The sequence below is a fragment of the Moritella sp. 24 genome, from assembly GCF_018219155.1.
Classification (GTDB): Bacteria; Pseudomonadota; Gammaproteobacteria; order Enterobacterales; family Moritellaceae; genus Moritella.
On the sequence record NZ_CP056123.1, the window covers coordinates 4,620,051 to 4,638,679 of the forward strand.

The following is an 18,629-nucleotide window of genomic DNA, read 5'->3' on the forward strand; positions in this document are numbered from 1 at the left end:
AGTTTGCCTAAACCGCTGAAGCACCAGCACAAATTTCAGAAATCTCTTGTGTAATGGCAGATTGACGGGCTTTGTTAAATACTAACTGCAGCTCATCAATAATGTCACCAGCATTGTCTGTTGCATTTTTCATTGCGAACATACGTGCTGCTTGTTCAGATGCTGCGTTTTCAACAACACCTTGATACACTTGAGATTCAATAAATCTAACTAATAACTTAGTTAGAAGCTCAGCAGGTTCACCTTCATATAGGTAATCCCAGCCATGCTTAGGTAATGCTTCATTTTCTTCCGATGCAGGCAACGGCAGTAGTTGATCGATAGTTGGTTCTTGCGTCATTGTATTAACAAATTTGTTATATACAACGAATAAGCGATCCAATTTACCGTTATCGTATGCTTCTAGCATAACTCGAACAGAACCAATCAAATCTTCTAACGTAGGTTCTTCACCGAGGTTTGCTGCATTAGCAACCACGTTTCCACCTACACTAGAGAAAAATGTACCAGCTTTAGCGCCAATAAGGCCTAAATCTATTTCTACATTTTTATCCGACCATCCCTTCATATCAGAGAGAGTCTTTTTGAAAAGGTTAATGTTCAAGCCGCCGCATAGACCACGGTCAGTTGAAATCACAATATAACCAACACGTTTCGCGTCACGCTCTTCTAGGTACGGATGAGAGTACTCTAGAGAACCTTCAGCGAGATGACCGATCACTCTGCGCATTGTGTTAGCGTATGGGCGACTAGCTGCCATGCGATCTTGTGCTTTACGCATTTTACTCGCGGCAACCATCTCCATTGCGCTGGTGATCTTCTGAGTATTAGTAATACTCCCGATCTTGTTTTTAATTTCTTTAGCGCCGGCCATTTGCTTCTCCTATTAAGCTAGCTGTGGCAGCAAAGGCTGCCACCGCTCTTACCAGGTTTGTGTAGACTTAAAGCTTTCAAGTAAGCTTGTTAGCTTAGCTTGAACATCTTTGTCGTACGCGCCTGTTTCATTAATAGAAGCAAGTAAATCAGCGTGTTCTGCTTTAGCGTAAGCTTGTAGAGACGCTTCAAAGCTAACAATTTTGTTAACTTCTACATCTTCTAATGCACCAGTTTCTGCTGCATATAAAGATAGAGCCTGCTCTGCAACGCTCATCGGTGCATATTGGCCTTGCTTCATTAGCTCAGTAACTTTCGCACCATGATCAAGCTGCTTACGCGTTGCATCATCAAGGTCTGAAGAGAATTGAGCAAATGCTGCTAATTCACGGTACTGTGCTAGTGCGGTACGAATACCACCAGATAGTTTCTTAACGATCTTCGTTTGTGCTGAACCACCAACACGCGATACAGAGATACCTGGATCAACAGCAGGACGAGTGCCTGAGTTAAACAGTTCTGTAGTCAAGAAAATCTGACCATCGGTAATAGAAATTACGTTCGTTGGTACGAACGCAGATACGTCACCACCTTGAGTTTCAATGATTGGAAGAGCAGTTAAAGAACCAGTCTTACCTTTCACTTCACCTTTAGTGAACGCTTCTACATATTCAGCGTTTACACGAGCAGCACGCTCTAGTAGACGTGAATGTAGATAGAAAACATCACCAGGGTATGCTTCACGGCCCGGTGGACGACGTAATAGTAATGAAATCTGACGGTAAGCAACGGCTTGCTTAGACAGATCATCATATACGATTAGTGCATCTTCACCACGGTCACGGAAGTATTCACCCATAGCACAACCAGAGTATGGTGCTAGGTATTGTAGTGCCGCAGCTTCAGAAGCTGTTGCAACAACAAGAATAGTGTTTTCCATTGCGCCATGTTCTTCAAGCTTACGTACAACACTAGCTACGGTAGAAGCTTTCTGACCGATTGCTACGTATACACATTTAATGCCTGAGTCTTTTTGGTTGATGATAGCATCAAGTGCAATCGCACTTTTACCAACCTGACGGTCACCAATGATAAGCTCACGTTGACCACGACCGATTGGGATCATAGCGTCAATCGCTTTGATACCGATCTGTACAGGTTGATCAACAGATTTACGTTCCATTACACCAGGTGCAATTACTTCAACAGGAGAGAAACCATCGTTGTCGATTGGTCCTTTACCGTCGATTGGCTCACCAAGTGTGTTTACAACACGACCTAATAAGTTGCGACCTACTGGCACTTCAAAAATACGTCCAGTTGAACGTACTTTTTGGCCTTCTGCAAGACCTAAGTAAGAACCCATTACTACCGCACCAACAGAGTCACGCTCTAGGTTAAGTGCGATACCAAAACGGTCGCCAGGTAGTTCAATCATTTCGCCTTGCATACAGTCTGCAAGGCCATGAATACGAATAATACCATCGCTTACTGAAACGATCGTACCTTCATTTCTTGCTTCACTAACAACGCTGAATTTTTCAATACGTTGTTTGATCAGATCACTGATTTCTGTAGAATTCAGTTGCATGCTATTCCCCAATTACGATTGTAGCGCTTCCGCAAGTTTATTTAACTTACCGCGTACAGAGCCATCAATAACTAAATCACCAGTCTGAATAATCAAACCACCAATTAAAGTGTTATCAACGTTGCAATTTAACTTAACTTTGCGTGCTAAACGCTTTTCCAACGCGATTACGATATTTGCTTCTTGCGTTGCCGTTAATGGCATTGCAGAAGTTACATCAGCTTCAATAGATTTCTCATGTTCAGCTTTGTAAAGTGCAAATAAAGTAACAATACTTGGTAATGCGCTTAACCGAGCGTTCTCAGCCAATACTTTAATAAAGTTTTGACCCGATTCGTTAAGTTGCTCATCAGCTACGTTGATAAAGATATCAGCAATAGCGTTTGAGCCAACAGCTCCATTTAATAATGTAGAAATGTCTTTGTTTATCGCGATTTCCGCCGTAAACGCTAACATTTCTTGCCATTTATCAATAGCCTGTTCCTTAACGGCAAAATCAAATGCAGCTTTAGCATATGGACGAGCAATAGTAGTCAAATCAGACATAAGCCCCCCAGTTGTTAAAGTTCTGCAACGATTTTGTCTACGATGTCACTGTTAGCAGCTTCATCGATAGAACGTTCGATAATTTTTTCAGCACCGGCAATAGCTAAACCAGCTACTTGTTTGCGTAACTCTTCTTTTAGACGATTACGTTCAGCTTCAACTTCAGCATCTGCTTGAGCAAGAATTTTAGCTCGCTCTGCATTTGCTTCTTCTTTAGCTTCATCGACTATCTGAGCTTTACGCTTGTTTGCTGCATCAATGATATCTGCCGCTTGCGCTTTAGCATCTTTTAATTGATCTGTTGCTTTAGCTTCCGCTAGCTTCAGATCTTTAGCAGCTTTATCCGCACTTGCAAGGCCATCAGCAATTTTCTTTTGACGTTCTTCGATAGCCGCAATTAATGGTGGCCATACATATTTCATACAAAATAGTACGAATAACGTGAAAGAAATCGCTTGGCCTAAAAGAGTTGCGTTGATATTCACAACGAACCTCCTGGTTAGTAGTGGACCAAAAGCTGATTAAGCGATGAATGGGTTCGCGAATAATAGGAATAATGCGATACCAACTGCAATCATAGAGATCGCATCAAGAAGACCAGCAACAATGAACATTTTAGTTTGTAGTGCAGGTGCCATCTCTGGTTGACGTGCAGAAGACTCTAGGAATTTGCCACCTAAGATAGCGAAACCAATTGCTGTACCGAATGCAGCAAAACCTAGTAAGATAGCAACAGCGAAAATAGTAGCTGATACAGTTTCCATTTTATTCTCCAATAAGATAAAAAATTTTAATTAAAAATTTGTGTTTATAAATTAATGTTCTTCACATGCACTGCTTAGATAAACCATAGACAGCATCATGAAGATAAACCCTTGTAGAACGATTACCAAAATATGGAAAATCGCCCATGGCACACTTAGTCCCCACTGAAGGTACCAAGGCATAAGCGCGATCAAAATAAAGATCAGCTCACCTGCGTACATATTACCAAACAAACGAAGCGCTAATGAAATAGGCTTAGCCAGTAAAGTAACCATTTCCAGTGCAAAGTTAAAAGGAATAAATAACCAGTGGTTAAATGGATTCATAGTCAGTTCTTTAGTGAACCCACCGAAACCCTTAACCTTGATGCTGAAACCAACAATAAGCGCAAAAATACTTAACGACATAGCGAAAGTAGTATTTAAGTCGGTTGTTGGAACAACTTTCATGTAGTCAATTCCCATTGCTTTTGCTGCTTCAGGAATAAAATCCACAGGAACTAAATCCATTGTATTCATCAGAATAACCATCATGAAGATAGTTAATGACAATGGTGCAATTAATGCATTACGACCGTGAAAAGATTCTTTCACAGTGTCGTTTACGAACTCGATGCACATTTCAACAAAACATTGAAATTTACCCGGTACGCCCGTTGTCGCTTTCTGACCAACTTTATAGAATGTCCCTAAGAATAAAATCCCTAAAGCGAGGGTTACGAAAAGTGTGTCTAGGTGCCAAGTCCAAAATCCTTCACCAACCGCTAAATTAGTTAAGTGATGTTGGATATATTGGGTCGACGTTAGTGCTTCACCTGTTGCAGACATTTTTCATCCCAGTTTTTTGTTCATAAAATAAGGAGCAAATAATTGTGAGCCTATCGCTAATGAAAACGTCACGTAAAGAGGAAGATAATTCACCTTAACGAAACCTAACACAACAATAAAAAACACAACTGTCAGTACCAATTTTAGCGATTCACCTAATGCAAATGATGCTACAACATCTTGAATTTGTCTGGCTCCCATGAAACGGAAAGCCAAGCGCGTAAAGATGTAATTTGGTAAGACATAAATAATGCCACCAAACACTGCAGATCGAGCTGAAAGCTCGCCATCAATAAACAAAAAGATTAACGCGCAAAGGGCTACTAATAGCACCTGAAATACAATCAATTTAATAGCTTGATTGAACGCATTCATTGCTAATTTATTAGACACAATTAACCCCTAAAACAATCTTTTTGAAGCATTTAAAAAAAATATACAAAAACGCTTCTAAAAGCAGCTTAAATTATACGTTGAAGTGATTCTAATGCAACTCATTGCAGAGCCGATCCGGAAAGCTAAGTAGAATATTCTGAAAAATGAGAGATGACAGGTGTTACCCACTAATGAGTACCACCCTTATAATATTAAATTCTAAATAACGCTATTATTATGAAATAAAGTTATTTTGACATTTGGGTAAATATAAGCCTTTGATATTTCAAGTGAAGATAATAATAAAAAAAAGCTAATATCAATAAGGTAAGTGCATTTATGCACTCACCATACCACTTTAAAAAATGTTAACTTATTTTGATCTTTATCATCTTAAGGTTAAAGTTTAACCAAAAGTTGTAATGATATCATCCAATTCAGCAAGGCTATTATAGTCAATTGTTAACTTTCCAGAGCCATTTGCACCTTGTTTGATGATCACTTTAGCTTTTAAGCGCTCAGATAAACGATATTCTAGATTAACAACATCTGGATCTTTAACCTTTTTCAAGCCGACTTCTGTCTTCGGTTCCAGTAACTTTCGAACCAACTTTTCGGTGTCACGAACCGTTAAACCACGCTGGGCTATATTGCTTGCCGCTTGCGATTGTAACTCACCTTCTAATGCCAATAAAGCACGCCCGTGCCCCATCTCAATATCACCGTGTTCAAGTAGTATTTTGACATCATTATTAAGGCTGTTTAAGCGTAATAAATTAGAGACTGAAGCACGTGATTTACCAACAGCATCCGCGACCTGCTGATGTGTTAATGAAAACTCTTCAATTAAACGCTGTAATGCAATTGACTCTTCCATTGCATTTAAGTCTTCACGCTGAATATTTTCAATTAAGGCCATTGCCATTACCGCCTCATCAGCGACATTTTTGACAATACAAGGCACTTTAGTTAACCCTGCTAATTGCGCAGCACGCCAACGACGCTCACCGGCAATAATTTCAAATTCGTGTGTCTTTAGTTCACGAACAATAATAGGCTGGATAATACCTTGTGCTTTGATTGATGCAGCTAATTCATCTAATGCATCAGTCGCCATATCCTTGCGTGGTTGGTACTTACCTGGATATAACCATTCAACAGGTAATTTCTTTAATTCATTATCAACAGTAACGACAGGTTGTAATTGCGCATCAGCATTTTGTTCTTTCGTTCTTGCAACAGCACTTGTGCCCAATAATGCGTCCAGACCTTTACCTAAACCTCGTTTTTTCGCGTTCATGCTTCTTCCTTAGTCTGTTCGCTCTGTTCATTGGCTAATTCTTGACGACGTATAATTTCACCTGCAAGCGCAAGATACGCTTTAGCACCATTCGATGATTTATCATAATACATCGCAGGCGTACCAAAACTTGGCGCTTCAGCTAAACGTACATTACGTGGAATGACGGTGCGATATACTTTATCACCAAAATGTTGTTTCAGTTGTTCTGAAACATCTGAGGCTAATCGATTACGTGGATCGAACATCGTCCGTAATATGCCTTCAATTTTTAGATTAGGGTTAACAGCAGCGGCTAATTTACTGGTGGTATCCATTAATGCTGTAAGACCTTCAAGCGCGTAATACTCACATTGCATCGGCACGATAATCGAATCCGCAGCTGCCATCGCATTAATGGTTAATAAGTTTAATGATGGCGGACAATCAATAAAAATATAATCGTAATAATCTTTTACTGCCGCTAACGAATTTTTTAAACGTAACTCACGGGCAAAAAATTCCATCAATTTAATTTCCGCGGCGGTGACATCTTGATTAGCCGCAACCAAATGATATTTTCCCGAGGTCTCAGTAACCATCACCTCATTAACAGGTTTTTCATCGACTAATAAGTCATAAGCCGAGTGTTCGACCGTATACTTATCAACACCACTTCCCATTGTCGCGTTACCTTGTGGGTCAAGATCAATGAGCAATACCTTACGTTTAGTCGCCGACATTGAGGCTGCTAAATTGACACAAGTCGTTGTTTTTCCTACGCCACCTTTCTGGTTAGCTATTGCTATGATTTTGCCCACAAATATTCCCTATTATTTTATCTCAGACATGACAATTAGATGACGTTCGCCCTCTAACTCTGGCACAGTTAGTTTATGTGCAACTTCCAGTTTAAATTTGGTATTCAATGTTTTTATTTCGCCCGTTGGTTTAACCCCTTTCAACGCGTAAAATAATCCATCTTGTTTTGGTAGGTGCTTACACCAATGTAACATATCTTCTAGTGAAGCAAACGCACGACTTAATACCCCATCAAATTTAATTTCAGGCTGGTACTCTTCAACACGAGACTGAACTGGCGTTACGTTCGTTAATTTTAATTCGTGAACAGCTTGGGTAATAAAACGAATTCGTTTGCCTAGACTATCAAGTAAAACAAATTCTTTATCAGGGTTCATGATAGCGAGTGGCAAACCAGGTAAACCAGGACCAGTACCAACATCAATAAAGCGCTCACCTTCTAAGTATGGGCTAACGACAATACTGTCTAGAATATGTTTTACTAACATCTCTTCAGGATCACGAACCGAAGTCAGGTTGTATGCTTTGTTCCACTTATGTAACAAGTTCACTAATGCCACTAATTGCTGTTTTTGGGTATCAGTAACAACTAAAGATGTTTGTGCTAATAAGGCTTCGAGGCGGTTGATCATGCGTAGATTTACTCCGGTAAACTTGATTATATAAGTGAATATTGAATCGTAGAAAAAAGAATAGACAACCTACTAAGCAAGGTAAAGACACCTTGGTTAAATAGTAGCATTGAAAATTAGGGAATAATGTCAAAAATGAGGTTATATAGCCACCGATAAATGAGTTAACGGTGGCTGTAGTAGTAAAATTTTATTTATTTAGTAGGTTTTGCTTTTTCAAGTAAATTAATAGAATTGAGATTGCCGCAGGTGTGATACCTGAAATTCGAGATGCCATGCCAATTGTTTCAGGTTTAACTTCAACTAATTTAGCCACAGCTTCGTTAGAAAGGCCTTTAATTTTTGCGTAATCTAAGTCTGTTGGTAACGTCGTGTTTTCATGACGTCGTTGCTTTTCAATTTCCGCTTTCTGACGATTAATGTAACCTTCATACTTAATAGTAATCTCAACTTGTTCCGCTGCAGATTCATGTTCTAGCTTCGGACCTAACTCTTCGATCGTCATTAATTCGTTATAAGTCACTTCAGGACGACGAACAAGATCTTCTAAAGTATGTTCACGAGATAATGGTTTTGCTAGCAATGCATTGATCTTATCTGCAAAGTCTTTATTTGGATTGATCCACGTAGAACGTAAACGCTGCTGTTCTAGTTCGATCGCTTCCATCTTCTCGTTAAACACCTGCCAGCGATGATCATCAACTAAGCCAAGTTCACGACCTTGCTCTGTCAAACGTGCATCAGCATTATCTTCACGTAACAATAAACGATATTCAGCACGGCTAGTAAACATGCGGTACGGTTCTTTAGTACCTAGCGTTGCAAGATCGTCGATCAACACACCCAAATAGGCTTGATCACGACGTGGGTTCCATGTGTCTTCATCACGTGCTGTACGAGCAGCATTTAAACCAGCAAGTAAACCTTGTGCAGCAGCTTCTTCATAACCCGTTGTGCCATTGATTTGACCCGCAAAGAATAAACCTTCAATAAATTTACTCTCTAACGTTAACTTAAGATCGCGGGGATCAAAGTAGTCGTATTCGATCGCGTAACCAGGACGAGTGATATGCGCATTCTCTAAACCACGGATCGAACGTACAAGATCAACTTGAACGTCGTACGGTAAGCTTGTTGAAATACCGTTAGGATATACTTCGTGCGTCGTTAAACCTTCAGGCTCAATAAATATTTGATGTGAATCTTTATCGGCAAAACGAGTGATCTTATCTTCGATCGACGGACAATAGCGTGGACCAATACCTTCGATCACACCTGTATACATAGGGCTACGATCCATACCGTTACGGATCACGTTATGTGTGTTCGTATTGGTGTGAGTAATAAAACAAGGTGTTTGTTGTGGATGATCTTTACGGCTACCTACAAAAGAAAATACAGGCGTGATTTCATCACCATGCTGCGTTTCCATTACAGAGAAATCGATCGTGCGACCATCAATACGTGGTGGCGTACCAGTTTTCAAACGATCAGTACGTATAGGTAACTCACGTAAACGAGCTGCTAATGAAACAGATGCTGGATCACCAGCACGACCGCCTGCATAGTTTTGCAAACCGATGTGGATAAGTCCATCAAGGAATGTACCTACCGTTAATACAACTGATTTTGCTCTAAATGTAAGACCAGCTTGAGTAACAACACCTACAACACGATCGTTCTCAACGATAAGATCATCAACTGATTGCTGAAATATAGTTAAGTTTGGCTGGTTTTCAAGTTTCTGACGTACTGCAGATTTATATAATAATCGATCCGCTTGAGCACGAGTAGCTCGAACAGCAGGGCCTTTGCTTGAATTTAATGTTCTAAATTGAATACCACCAAGGTCAGTTGCTTGACCCATGATACCGCCAAGTGCATCAATTTCTTTAACCAGATGGCCTTTACCAATACCACCGATTGCTGGATTGCATGACATATGCCCTAGCGTATCGATGTTATGGGTTAATAATAATGTGCTTCTTCCCATGCGAGCAGCAGCTGCAGCAGCTTCAGTGCCAGCATGTCCGCCACCTACGACGATAACTTCAAATTGTTCATGGTATGCCATGTATCACCTCGGTTTTATTTGGCGGAAATATTCAGAGCGGCACAGTTTACGGTTTTCTCTAACAGATGCAAATGATCTTAAATATTTTTTTATTTAGATCTAACTGTTGATCTTTAGATCTTAAAAGAGATCTTATTAGATCTATTATTAAGATCGCCTTGTTCTGTTGATAACTCACTTTGATCTAGCAAGATCAGTTATTTAGGTGCGATCACTTGCTGTTAGTAAGGGTTGTGCTTGTTACGTATAAGTTGGGTGTAAATAGCCGAGTTATACACAGGGTCTGAAAGCCTTGATTTATTCTACAAGGATAACTATAGGTTGATCACAAGAAAGATCCATAGTTATCCACAGAAAATAAAAATAAAAAAATGCGATCATGGTCATATTATAGCCAATTTTGAGACCATTCTGGATACCAAATATCGATCATGTCTTCAGGGATCGGCGTTTCTAATGTGCATATCTCGAGTGTGATCGCTACTTTTTCTGCCTTAAGTTTTGCTAGTTGACGATCGATCATATGTCCAGCATTACAAAATTGATCATAAGATTTGGAGCCTAGGGCGATCACGCTGTATTTTACGTTGCTTAAATCAGGGCTGTTTTGTTCGAGCTGCTGTGTGAATGGAAGTATGTTTTCTGGAAAATCGCCAGCCCCGTGGGTCGCTGTACAGATGATCCAAGGGTTATTTTTGTTGATCGGCAAGTCTGTTAACTTAGGATCGAGGTGTATGTTGGTCTTAAAACCTTGCTCTACAAGTTTTTCAACTAAATGATCCGCTACGTATTCAGCTGATCCCAAGGTAGTACCGACAATAATTTCAAATGTATACATGATTTCCTCTTATTAAATGGTTTATTATTTTATTTTTACGGTAATATATCGTAATTCTAACTATTTTCTTTATAGCTTATTAAGGTGTTTATGGCTTCAATTTTTCAACGTTTGTGTAATGTATTTAGTAAGCCTAAAGTAACGAAACAAACGACGATCTCCACACCCAAACCTGTTATTAATAGAATTGCTACAGCTCCAGTGAGTATACCTGATGTCGGTTTAAGGGATGAGATAATTGACACTAGCTCATTGTTTTACGATCTACTTTTCAATAATCAAGATGTAAATGCTGAATCTAATGCTGGGTTGAACCCGCTAGAAAAAAGTATTTTACTGAAAGTTGAGGCGAGTATTGGGCGACCAAAAAGTATTGCATTGAATGTGGTTCGATTACCGGAGGTGTTGCATAAGGTATCGAACTTAATTGACAGTGATAGTTACACTGCGGAACAACTCGCTGAATTGATCTCTCGGGACCCAGTACTTGCTGCTGATGTTATTAAGCTTGTTAATTCTGCTGGGTATCAATTAGGTGGGCAAGAGGTGACTAGCTTACAGGAAGCTGTTGTTCGTTTAGGCGGATTACAAATTAAGTCGATAGTATTAACGATCGTGATGCAAAATATGACCGATATAAAACCGATTTACTTTAAATTGTTTGGTCAGCATTTATGGCAACATTCGTTAAGCACTGCCTTGTGGGCAAAAAAGTTAGCGAAGAGTAGGGGAGAGGATCCTGATTTAGCTTATTTTTTAGGGTTGATTCATGATGTGGGTAAGATTGCGCTGTTTAAATTAATTGTGGATGAAATGAATATAAGCGACCCGCAATTCAGACCAAACTCGAAGCTATTTCGTCAGATGATGACGAAACACTCTTTACGATTGTCGACTCTTATCGCTCAGTCTTGGTTGCTTCCAGGCTCAGTGGTTAAAGCACTACATGAGCAAGTTAATAATACGGCGACAGTTGAGCATACAGGCCCTGGAAAGGTACTGGAAGATGCTAATTTATATAGCGAGATACATTTATTACTCGAAAAGCAGCTTATTTCACTACAGCAGGCGAGTGAGTTTTGCCGTGAGCATGATTTAGATATCGATGCTTGTATTGCGGGTGTTTAACTTCAATATTAGCACCTAGTCTACGAGGCTTATTTACTTATAATTAGCTCTTTCTTAGATGGCTGAACACGCTCGTTTAGACCTTGAAATAGTTATCATTTAGTCATGCTAAGTTGTGGGTAACTCTGTGGATGGGTTTGTAATCAGGATTTTATTTAATCGTTGCGTAAGTATATTAAATGTGGCAATTATGATCTTAACTCTCTGATGCACTAAGGGAGTCGTTGCTGCTATTTAAGATGATCCCAGTTAGGATCATCTTAAATAATGTTAGAAGATTACTTGCCGATACAGAATGATGTAAAGATACGACCAAGAAGATCATCTGAGGTGAATTCACCTGTAATCTCTGATAATTGATCTTGTGCTAAGCGCAGTTCCTCTGCAAGCAGCTCTCCAGCCATGTAAACCTCTAGTTGATGCTTACCTATCTGCAGGTGCTCATCGGCCTTTTCAATTGCATCTAAATGGCGACGACGGGCAATAAAGCCACCTTCTGTACTGCTTTGATAACCCATGCACTCTTTCAAGTGGTCCTTCAATTCATCTAAGCCGAGATTTTCTTTTGCTGATATTTTAAAAACAGCATGGCCTTGATCTTCACCTTTCGTTAACGTCTCTCCGGTTAGATCCATCTTATTTCTGATGACTGTCAGTCCGATCGACGCTGGAAGACGATCAATAAAGTCTGGCCATATTTCGGCAGGATCCGTTGCATCAGTTGTTGTTCCATCAACCATGAAGAGTACTTGATCCGCATTGTTGATCTCTTCCCAAGCTCGTTCAATACCAATTTGCTCTACACGATCCGGACTTTCTCGTAGACCGGCTGTATCAATAATATGTAGCGGCATGCCGTCTATGTGAATATGCTCGCGTAGTACATCACGTGTTGTACCAGCTATGTCTGTCACAATCGCAGACTCTTTACCTGCTAATGCGTTTAATAAGCTTGATTTACCGGCGTTAGGACGACCAGCAATAACGACTTTCATACCCTCTCGAATAATGGCACCTTGCTTCGCTTCTTTTTGAACTGCGGTTAGGTTGTCCATAATTTTGTAGAGTGCTTGGGCTATTTTACCATCGGCAAGAAAATCGACTTCTTCTTCTGGGAAATCAATGGCTGCTTCAACATAAATACGTAAGTGAATTAAACTTTCTGTCAGCGTATTAATTTTTTTTGAAAACTCACCTTGTAATGAATTCATTGCTGATTTAACTGCACGTTCAGATGTTGCATCAATAAGATCGGCAATTGCTTCTGCTTGGGTTAAATCCATTTTGTCATTCAGAAATGCACGCTCAGAGAATTCACCAGGGCGAGCCATTCTAATGCCATCAATTTTTAAGATACGTCGCATTAACATATCCATGATCACTGGACCACCGTGACCTTGTAATTCTAAAACGTCTTCACCGGTAAATGAATTCGGCGCTTTGAACAAGATAGCGATACCTTGGTCAATAGTCTGTTGCTCTTCATCCAGGAAAGATAAGTAATCGGCTTTACGCACGGTTGGTATTTTATTTAAAATTGTTTGTGCGACTAACTCTGTTTTTGGTCCAGAGATACGAATAATACCAACACCACCTCGTCCTGGCGGTGTGGCTTGTGCAATGATAGTTTCATTAGTTAGCATGTGATTACCCGAAGATAGTAGGTTTTTGATATGAAAAAAGGCGGCACAAGTGCCGCCTTGATAAGATTAGCAAGCTTATTTCTTACTATGCAAACCTTGTTTTTCCAGTGCACGGAAAATAATAGTTTGTTGGATAATTGTAACTACGTTACTCATTAACCAGTATAGAACTAGACCAGCAGGGAACCACAAGAAGAAGAAAGTAAACATAACAGGCATAAACTGCATTACTTTCTGTTGCATTGGATCCTGAACTTGTGTCGGAGACATTTTCTGAATCATGTACATAGTAACACCCATTAATAGCGGTAATACGTAGTACGGGTCTTGTGCTGATAAATCGTTAATCCATAATGCGAATGGTGCGTGACGTAATTCCACACTTTCCATTAATGCCCAGTATAGCGAGATGAAAATCGGCATTTGGATGATCATTGGGAAACAGCCACCTAATGGATTAACTTTCTCTTCTTTATACAATGCCATCATTGATTGCGACATTTTTTGACGGTCATCACCGTGTTTTTCACGTAATGCAGTCAGTTTAGGCTGTAGTAAACGCATTTTTGCCATTGATGTGTATTGCGCTTTAGTTAGCGGATACATCAAACCACGCACGGTAAACGTGATCATGATTACAGCAATACCCCAGTTACCCACTAAACCATGGAAGAACTGTAGTAATTTAAATAGCGGCTGTGCAATGAACCATAACCAGCTGTAATCAACTGTTAGGTCAAGACCTTCAACTAATTCGCCCATCTCATCTTGTAATTTTGGACCAACCCAAAGTTTCGCAGAGATAGTTGTTTCGCTGTTCGGTGCAATCGCTTCAACAGGTTGTTTGAAACCGATAATCGCTTGACCTTGTGTAAAGTCAGTGCGACCAATGTTCAAACTGTAGAAGTGGTTTTGGCTATTACCAGGGATCCAAGCGGATACAAAGTAATGCTGTAACATGCCAACCCAACCTGCCGTAGTAGTGCGGCTTAGGTTTGCATCACTGATATCACTGAAATCGTATTTTTCATAACGTTTATCAGTTGTACCCAGTGCTGCACCACGGTAAGCCTGCATCATCATGCTGCTACCAGTGTCTTCTGACAAATCAATGTTTTGCTTTAATTGACCGTACATTTGAACTGATATTACATTAGCTGATTGGTTATTAATTTTATAGCTAACTTCAATGTCATAGCTGCCACGTGTCAGAGTGAATACTTTCGTAAACTGAACACCGTTTGCATCTGTATATGAAAGCGGGATACTTAACGTATCACCTGAGATAGAGAAGCTTTCTGCAGTTGTCGTGTATTGTGGACGGCCATTTGCATTTGCATCAGGACCATTTGCGCCAATAAGACCACTTTGTGCGATATACACATTCGTTGCGTCATTTTGTAATAATGTGAAACGCTCTTCAGCATCCAATTCTGTCGCATGCTCAAGTAAATCTGCACGAACGATATCACCACCTAATGTGTCGATAGTCAGTTCAAGTACATCAGAGCTGATAGTAATCAAGTTATTTGATTGCTCAGAATTCGGAGCGTCAGTTGTTGCGTCACTGCCTGCTGGTACATCGCCAGTTAAACCATTTGTGATCGCTTGAGTCGTTGTTTGTACTGCAACCGGGTTGTCTTTATTTTGCCACTCGGTGAATAGCAAAAAGCTGACAAACAATAATCCGATGACAAGTAAATTACGTTGGGATTCCATAATCTAATTAATCTCTTTGTTTGGGTTCTGGTACAGGATCGTAACCATGTTTATTACTAAAAGGATGACATATTAATAGACGTTTGGCTGTGAGCCAACAACCTTTTGTAAATCCGTGGAGTTTTATTGATTCTATCGCATATTGGGAACACGTAGGAGTGAAGCGACAGCGAGGGCCAATTATTGGACTAATAAATAATTGGTAACCTCGTATTAATTTGGTGCCTAACCATTGCAACGGCGACAAAGTTTGCGCCATAACTTCTCCAATAATGCATCGATTTCTGCATTTTCCAAGTTTGCAATACCAGATTTAGCGATAACCACGATATCAACATTGGGAAAATCATGATGGCGTGTCCGAAAACTTTCTCTAATTAGACGCTTAACTCGGTTACGGCCGACAGCAAGTTTAATTGCTTTTTTAGGTACAGCTAAACCAAGACGAGTATGTCCAAGTGAGTTATTTTTGGCAAGTATAGTTATATGAGGTGAGGCTGATCGCACAGGGTCTGCGAATACGTTTTTGAAGTGTTCGGGAGTTAACAAACGTAACTCCCGAGGAAAGCTCTTATCTATCACGTCTGATAATTAAGCGCTTAAAGACTTACGACCTTTTGCACGGCGACGTGCAAGAACCTTACGGCCACCTACAGTTGCTTTGCGTGCGCGGAAACCGTGTGAACGTTTACGCTTAAGGTTACTTGGTTGAAAAGTACGTTTCATAGCTTTATCCGTTATAAAATTAACTGTACAGTTATGTTGAGTCAGTCAAGAAATAATGACCGGTCGTCAACTTGACTAACACAAAAAGAGGCGGAATTTTAATCATTGTTGTAAAACAAGTCAATAATTAATCAATATTCGCCTCGTGAAAATAGCAATATCTTACTTCAATTCGATTATTTCGGCCGATTAATATGCGATTGGATACATGAAATAATGGGCTAAATTCCTATCTATACAGATAAAAATTATAATTCGGTTTAATAATTGCTGTTATTCCAATCTGATCACAAGGGATCAAGCGGGGAATTATACAGGCTATTTACTAACTAACAAGTCAGCGCTGCTAATTTATCCACTTTATAGTGCCTGATTATTGATTTACTCGCTGTAAAAATCGACGAGTACGAGGATCTTGCGGGTTATTAAAGATCATATCCGCGGATCCTTGTTCAATAATCTGACCTTGATCCATAAAAATCACCCGGTCTGCGATTTCTTTTGCAAATTGCATTTCATGCGTGACAATCAGCATTGTTTGTTTCTGTGTTGCTAATTGGCGCATTAATCCGAGTACTTCACCGACCCATTCAGGGTCTAGTGCTGACGTCGGTTCATCAAATAAAATGACCTTACTTTGTGCAGCCATGGCGCGAGCGATGCCGATACGCTGCTGCTGACCGCCAGAAAGGGCAGATGGATAACTGTCTTTTTTATCAGCTAAACCAATACTATTTAGGATAGTAAGTGCTTCTTGTTTAGCGATAGCAGGTGATTTACCTCTAACGATAATCAAGCCTTCAGTAATATTTTCTAATGCTGTCTTATTAGCGAATAATGCATAATTTTGAAATACAAACGCTGTTTTTTTACGTAATTCTGTTATTTGTTTTTTTGTTGCCGTATTGGCATCAACAATTAAGTCATCAATTGTTATATTAGCTGTTGTAGGCTGTTCTAGAAAGTTTAGACAGCGTAAAAGTGTCGACTTTCCGGTACCAGAAGGACCAATGATAACGGTTGTCTCACCTTCTTTTATGCTTAAATCAATTTGGCGTAATACAATGTTGTCACCAAAATGTTTACTTAAATTTTCCACTTTGATCATGTTAATACGCCTTATTAAGGTAGCGTTCTAGCTGTGCTTGTATTTGGGTAAACACAAGTACTACAGCCCAATAAATCAGCGCAACGGCAAGATAACTCTCGAAAAAGTAAAAACTTGATGAGGCTTCCATTTGGGTTTTTGCCATGATTTCGGTAACACCTAACGTAAATGCCAATGAAGTACTTTTAATCATATCAATAAAGTAATTCATTAATGATGGCGTCGCGATACGTGCTGCTTGTGGCAAAATGATGCGGCGCATCGCTTGACTCGAGGTCATCCCTATACTGAGTGATGCTTCCATTTGTGACTTATCAACAGCCATGATTGCAGCGCGAATACTTTCTGCTTTGTAGGCGGCAAAATGTAGCGTTAAGCCAATCACAGATGCGGTAAAGGCATCCATGTTAATGAGTATTGGAAATAGGCGAGGTAGGCCGTAATACAACAAAAACAACTGGACTAGAAGCGGGGTGCCACGGAAAAAAGAAATAAACAATATGGCAAGCTGATTAAGTACAGGTACTTTGAAGGTACGTACCACTGCTAAGCCGATTGCTAATATCAAGGCAAAGACGACACCGATAAGTGCCATCTGCATGGTTGTTCCCAAATACTTAAATAGTATTGGGAACAGGTTCAGCATGTATTCGAAATTAAATTGCATTTATTTTACAGTGATATCCGTTGAGAACCATTTTTCTGAAATTGTTGCAAGCGTCCCATCTGCACGCATGTTATCGAGTGTTGTATTTACTTTCAAACGCAGTGCTTCTTGTTTTTCTGTTTTCAAAAATGGCATTGCATTTTCGATTGTTTCAAACGTTGGGCCTGCTAGTTGCAACGGTAATGGTGATTTGTTGATTAATTCAAGTGATGATAAACGATCCATCACAAATGCGTCTGTACGACCTAATGCTACATCACGTTCAATACCAGTGTCGTAAGTTTTAATCGTAATACTGTTATTGGTGTCGTATTTGCGTAATAAATCAGCAAAGTTTGAACCTAAATTCACACCTACAGTTTTGTTCGATAGGTCCTTAATACCATTAATTTCTTTGTTGCCTTTTTTTACGACAACTTGTGCACCGTCATAAACGTAAGTTTGGCTAAATGAATATTTAGCTGTGCGTGCTGGTGTGATTGTTACTTGATTAGAAATTGTATCGATACGACCCGTTTCTAACATACCAAATAGACCAGAAAAATTAACAGTGATGAATTCAACTTTTGAGTCATTACGTTTCGCTATCTCTTTCCATAAATCGACTTCAAAGCCTTGTAGCTGATCGTTTTTTGAAAAAGTAAACGGAAAGTAGTTACCTGACATGCCGACTTTAATTGTTTCTTGCGCCTGTGCAAATGTGGTTAACGTTGAGCTTATAAGTACTGCTGCGGCTAATAATAGTTTTTTCATGGTCCATCCTATGTGACGCAAATTATATGTTTAATGCGTGCATGATATTCTAATGTAAAATGAATTATAAATAGCGTTTAGTTATAACTAATTGCTAAAAGATAGTGTGATTAATTGTAATGTTGGTTTTTTTTATACTGATTAGCGTGTTATTGGTTTTTATTTTGCTTTTGTGTGGATAACTGTTTATTCATGCTAGCGCTTATTCACAATTAGCAGTAAAATAATGCATTATTTTTTATTATTTATCTGGAGTGTGGAGA

At 39.6% G+C, this 18,629-nt stretch carries 21 protein-coding genes; 1 reads left to right on the top strand and 20 read right to left on the bottom strand.

The window, feature by feature from the left end; genetic code table 11:
• Positions 1–7: 7 nt before the first annotated feature.
• The 12 genes from atpG to mioC form a co-directional block, all read right to left on the bottom strand.
• Entirely contained in the window at positions 8–874 is an 867-nt protein-coding gene (atpG, locus tag HWV00_RS20680; protein ID WP_211684139.1) for a F0F1 ATP synthase subunit gamma, read from the bottom strand.
• Positions 875–922: 48 nt separating this feature from the next.
• Positions 923–2,464, bottom strand: a complete 1,542-nt coding sequence (gene atpA / locus HWV00_RS20685) for a F0F1 ATP synthase subunit alpha (protein WP_211684140.1) — start codon at positions 2,462–2,464, stop codon at positions 923–925.
• A 12-nt stretch (positions 2,465–2,476) separates the two neighbouring features.
• Positions 2,477–3,010: a F0F1 ATP synthase subunit delta gene (atpH, locus tag HWV00_RS20690; RefSeq protein WP_211684141.1), complete on the bottom strand. Its 534-nt coding sequence runs from the start codon at positions 3,008–3,010 to the stop codon at positions 2,477–2,479.
• A 14-nt stretch (positions 3,011–3,024) separates the two neighbouring features.
• The gene (gene atpF / locus HWV00_RS20695) at positions 3,025–3,495 is read right to left on the bottom strand and encodes a F0F1 ATP synthase subunit B (protein WP_211684142.1); all 471 of its coding nucleotides are present in this window, start codon (positions 3,493–3,495) and stop codon (positions 3,025–3,027) included.
• A gap of 36 nt (positions 3,496–3,531) precedes the next feature.
• Positions 3,532–3,774, bottom strand: coding sequence for a F0F1 ATP synthase subunit C (gene atpE, locus HWV00_RS20700; protein WP_017223402.1), 243 nt, complete (start codon positions 3,772–3,774; stop codon positions 3,532–3,534).
• 51 nt (positions 3,775–3,825) lie between these two features.
• The gene (gene atpB, locus HWV00_RS20705; protein WP_211684143.1) at positions 3,826–4,602 is read right to left on the bottom strand and encodes a F0F1 ATP synthase subunit A; all 777 of its coding nucleotides are present in this window, start codon (positions 4,600–4,602) and stop codon (positions 3,826–3,828) included.
• 3 nt (positions 4,603–4,605) lie between these two features.
• On the bottom strand, positions 4,606–4,995 hold the full coding sequence (locus HWV00_RS20710) for an ATP synthase subunit I (RefSeq protein ID WP_211684144.1): 390 nt from the start codon (positions 4,993–4,995) through the stop codon (positions 4,606–4,608).
• Positions 4,996–5,383: 388 nt separating this feature from the next.
• A complete protein-coding gene (locus tag HWV00_RS20715; RefSeq protein WP_211684145.1) occupies positions 5,384–6,277 on the bottom strand; it encodes a ParB/RepB/Spo0J family partition protein in 894 nt (297 codons plus the stop codon).
• Positions 6,274–7,077, bottom strand: coding sequence for a ParA family protein (locus HWV00_RS20720; RefSeq protein ID WP_211684146.1), 804 nt, complete (start codon positions 7,075–7,077; stop codon positions 6,274–6,276). The genes HWV00_RS20715 and HWV00_RS20720 overlap by 4 nt, the downstream gene beginning before the upstream one ends.
• Before the next feature lie 12 nt (positions 7,078–7,089).
• On the bottom strand, positions 7,090–7,710 hold the full coding sequence (gene rsmG, locus HWV00_RS20725) for a 16S rRNA (guanine(527)-N(7))-methyltransferase RsmG (RefSeq protein WP_211684147.1): 621 nt from the start codon (positions 7,708–7,710) through the stop codon (positions 7,090–7,092).
• Positions 7,711–7,900: 190 nt separating this feature from the next.
• On the bottom strand, positions 7,901–9,784 hold the full coding sequence (gene mnmG, locus HWV00_RS20730; protein WP_211684148.1) for a tRNA uridine-5-carboxymethylaminomethyl(34) synthesis enzyme MnmG: 1,884 nt from the start codon (positions 9,782–9,784) through the stop codon (positions 7,901–7,903).
• A gap of 388 nt (positions 9,785–10,172) precedes the next feature.
• A complete protein-coding gene (gene mioC, locus HWV00_RS20735; RefSeq protein ID WP_211684149.1) occupies positions 10,173–10,622 on the bottom strand; it encodes an FMN-binding protein MioC in 450 nt (149 codons plus the stop codon).
• A 90-nt stretch (positions 10,623–10,712) separates the two neighbouring features.
• Between mioC and HWV00_RS20740 the strand changes: the two genes are divergently transcribed.
• Positions 10,713–11,750: an HDOD domain-containing protein gene (locus tag HWV00_RS20740; protein WP_211684150.1), complete on the top strand. Its 1,038-nt coding sequence runs from the start codon at positions 10,713–10,715 to the stop codon at positions 11,748–11,750.
• Positions 11,751–12,028: 278 nt separating this feature from the next.
• On the opposite strand, the gene mnmE is transcribed toward HWV00_RS20740, so the two are convergent.
• The 8 genes from mnmE to HWV00_RS20780 form a co-directional block, all read right to left on the bottom strand.
• Entirely contained in the window at positions 12,029–13,393 is a 1,365-nt protein-coding gene (gene mnmE / locus HWV00_RS20745; RefSeq protein ID WP_211684151.1) for a tRNA uridine-5-carboxymethylaminomethyl(34) synthesis GTPase MnmE, read from the bottom strand.
• Between the two features lie 75 nt (positions 13,394–13,468).
• Positions 13,469–15,112 carry a membrane protein insertase YidC gene (yidC, locus tag HWV00_RS20750; protein WP_211684152.1) on the bottom strand — a complete coding sequence of 548 codons (1,644 nt, stop codon included), beginning with the start codon at positions 15,110–15,112 and terminating at the stop codon, positions 13,469–13,471.
• Positions 15,113–15,119: 7 nt separating this feature from the next.
• Positions 15,120–15,371, bottom strand: coding sequence for a membrane protein insertion efficiency factor YidD (gene yidD / locus HWV00_RS20755; protein ID WP_211684153.1), 252 nt, complete (start codon positions 15,369–15,371; stop codon positions 15,120–15,122).
• Positions 15,338–15,661 (bottom strand): ribonuclease P protein component, encoded by a 324-nt coding sequence (gene rnpA, locus HWV00_RS20760; RefSeq protein ID WP_017223413.1) that lies wholly within the window; start codon positions 15,659–15,661, stop codon positions 15,338–15,340. The genes yidD and rnpA overlap by 34 nt, the downstream gene beginning before the upstream one ends.
• A gap of 42 nt (positions 15,662–15,703) precedes the next feature.
• A complete protein-coding gene (rpmH, locus tag HWV00_RS20765; protein WP_211684154.1) occupies positions 15,704–15,838 on the bottom strand; it encodes a 50S ribosomal protein L34 in 135 nt (44 codons plus the stop codon).
• 373 nt (positions 15,839–16,211) lie between these two features.
• Positions 16,212–16,946, bottom strand: a complete 735-nt coding sequence (locus HWV00_RS20770) for an amino acid ABC transporter ATP-binding protein (RefSeq protein ID WP_211684155.1) — start codon at positions 16,944–16,946, stop codon at positions 16,212–16,214.
• Position 16,947: 1 nt separating this feature from the next.
• Positions 16,948–17,547: an amino acid ABC transporter permease gene (locus HWV00_RS20775; protein ID WP_255554851.1), complete on the bottom strand. Its 600-nt coding sequence runs from the start codon at positions 17,545–17,547 to the stop codon at positions 16,948–16,950.
• A gap of 66 nt (positions 17,548–17,613) precedes the next feature.
• Complete coding sequence (locus tag HWV00_RS20780) at positions 17,614–18,366, bottom strand: amino acid ABC transporter substrate-binding protein (RefSeq protein ID WP_211684156.1); 753 nt, start codon at positions 18,364–18,366, stop codon at positions 17,614–17,616.
• Between the last annotated feature and the right edge of the window lie 263 nt (positions 18,367–18,629).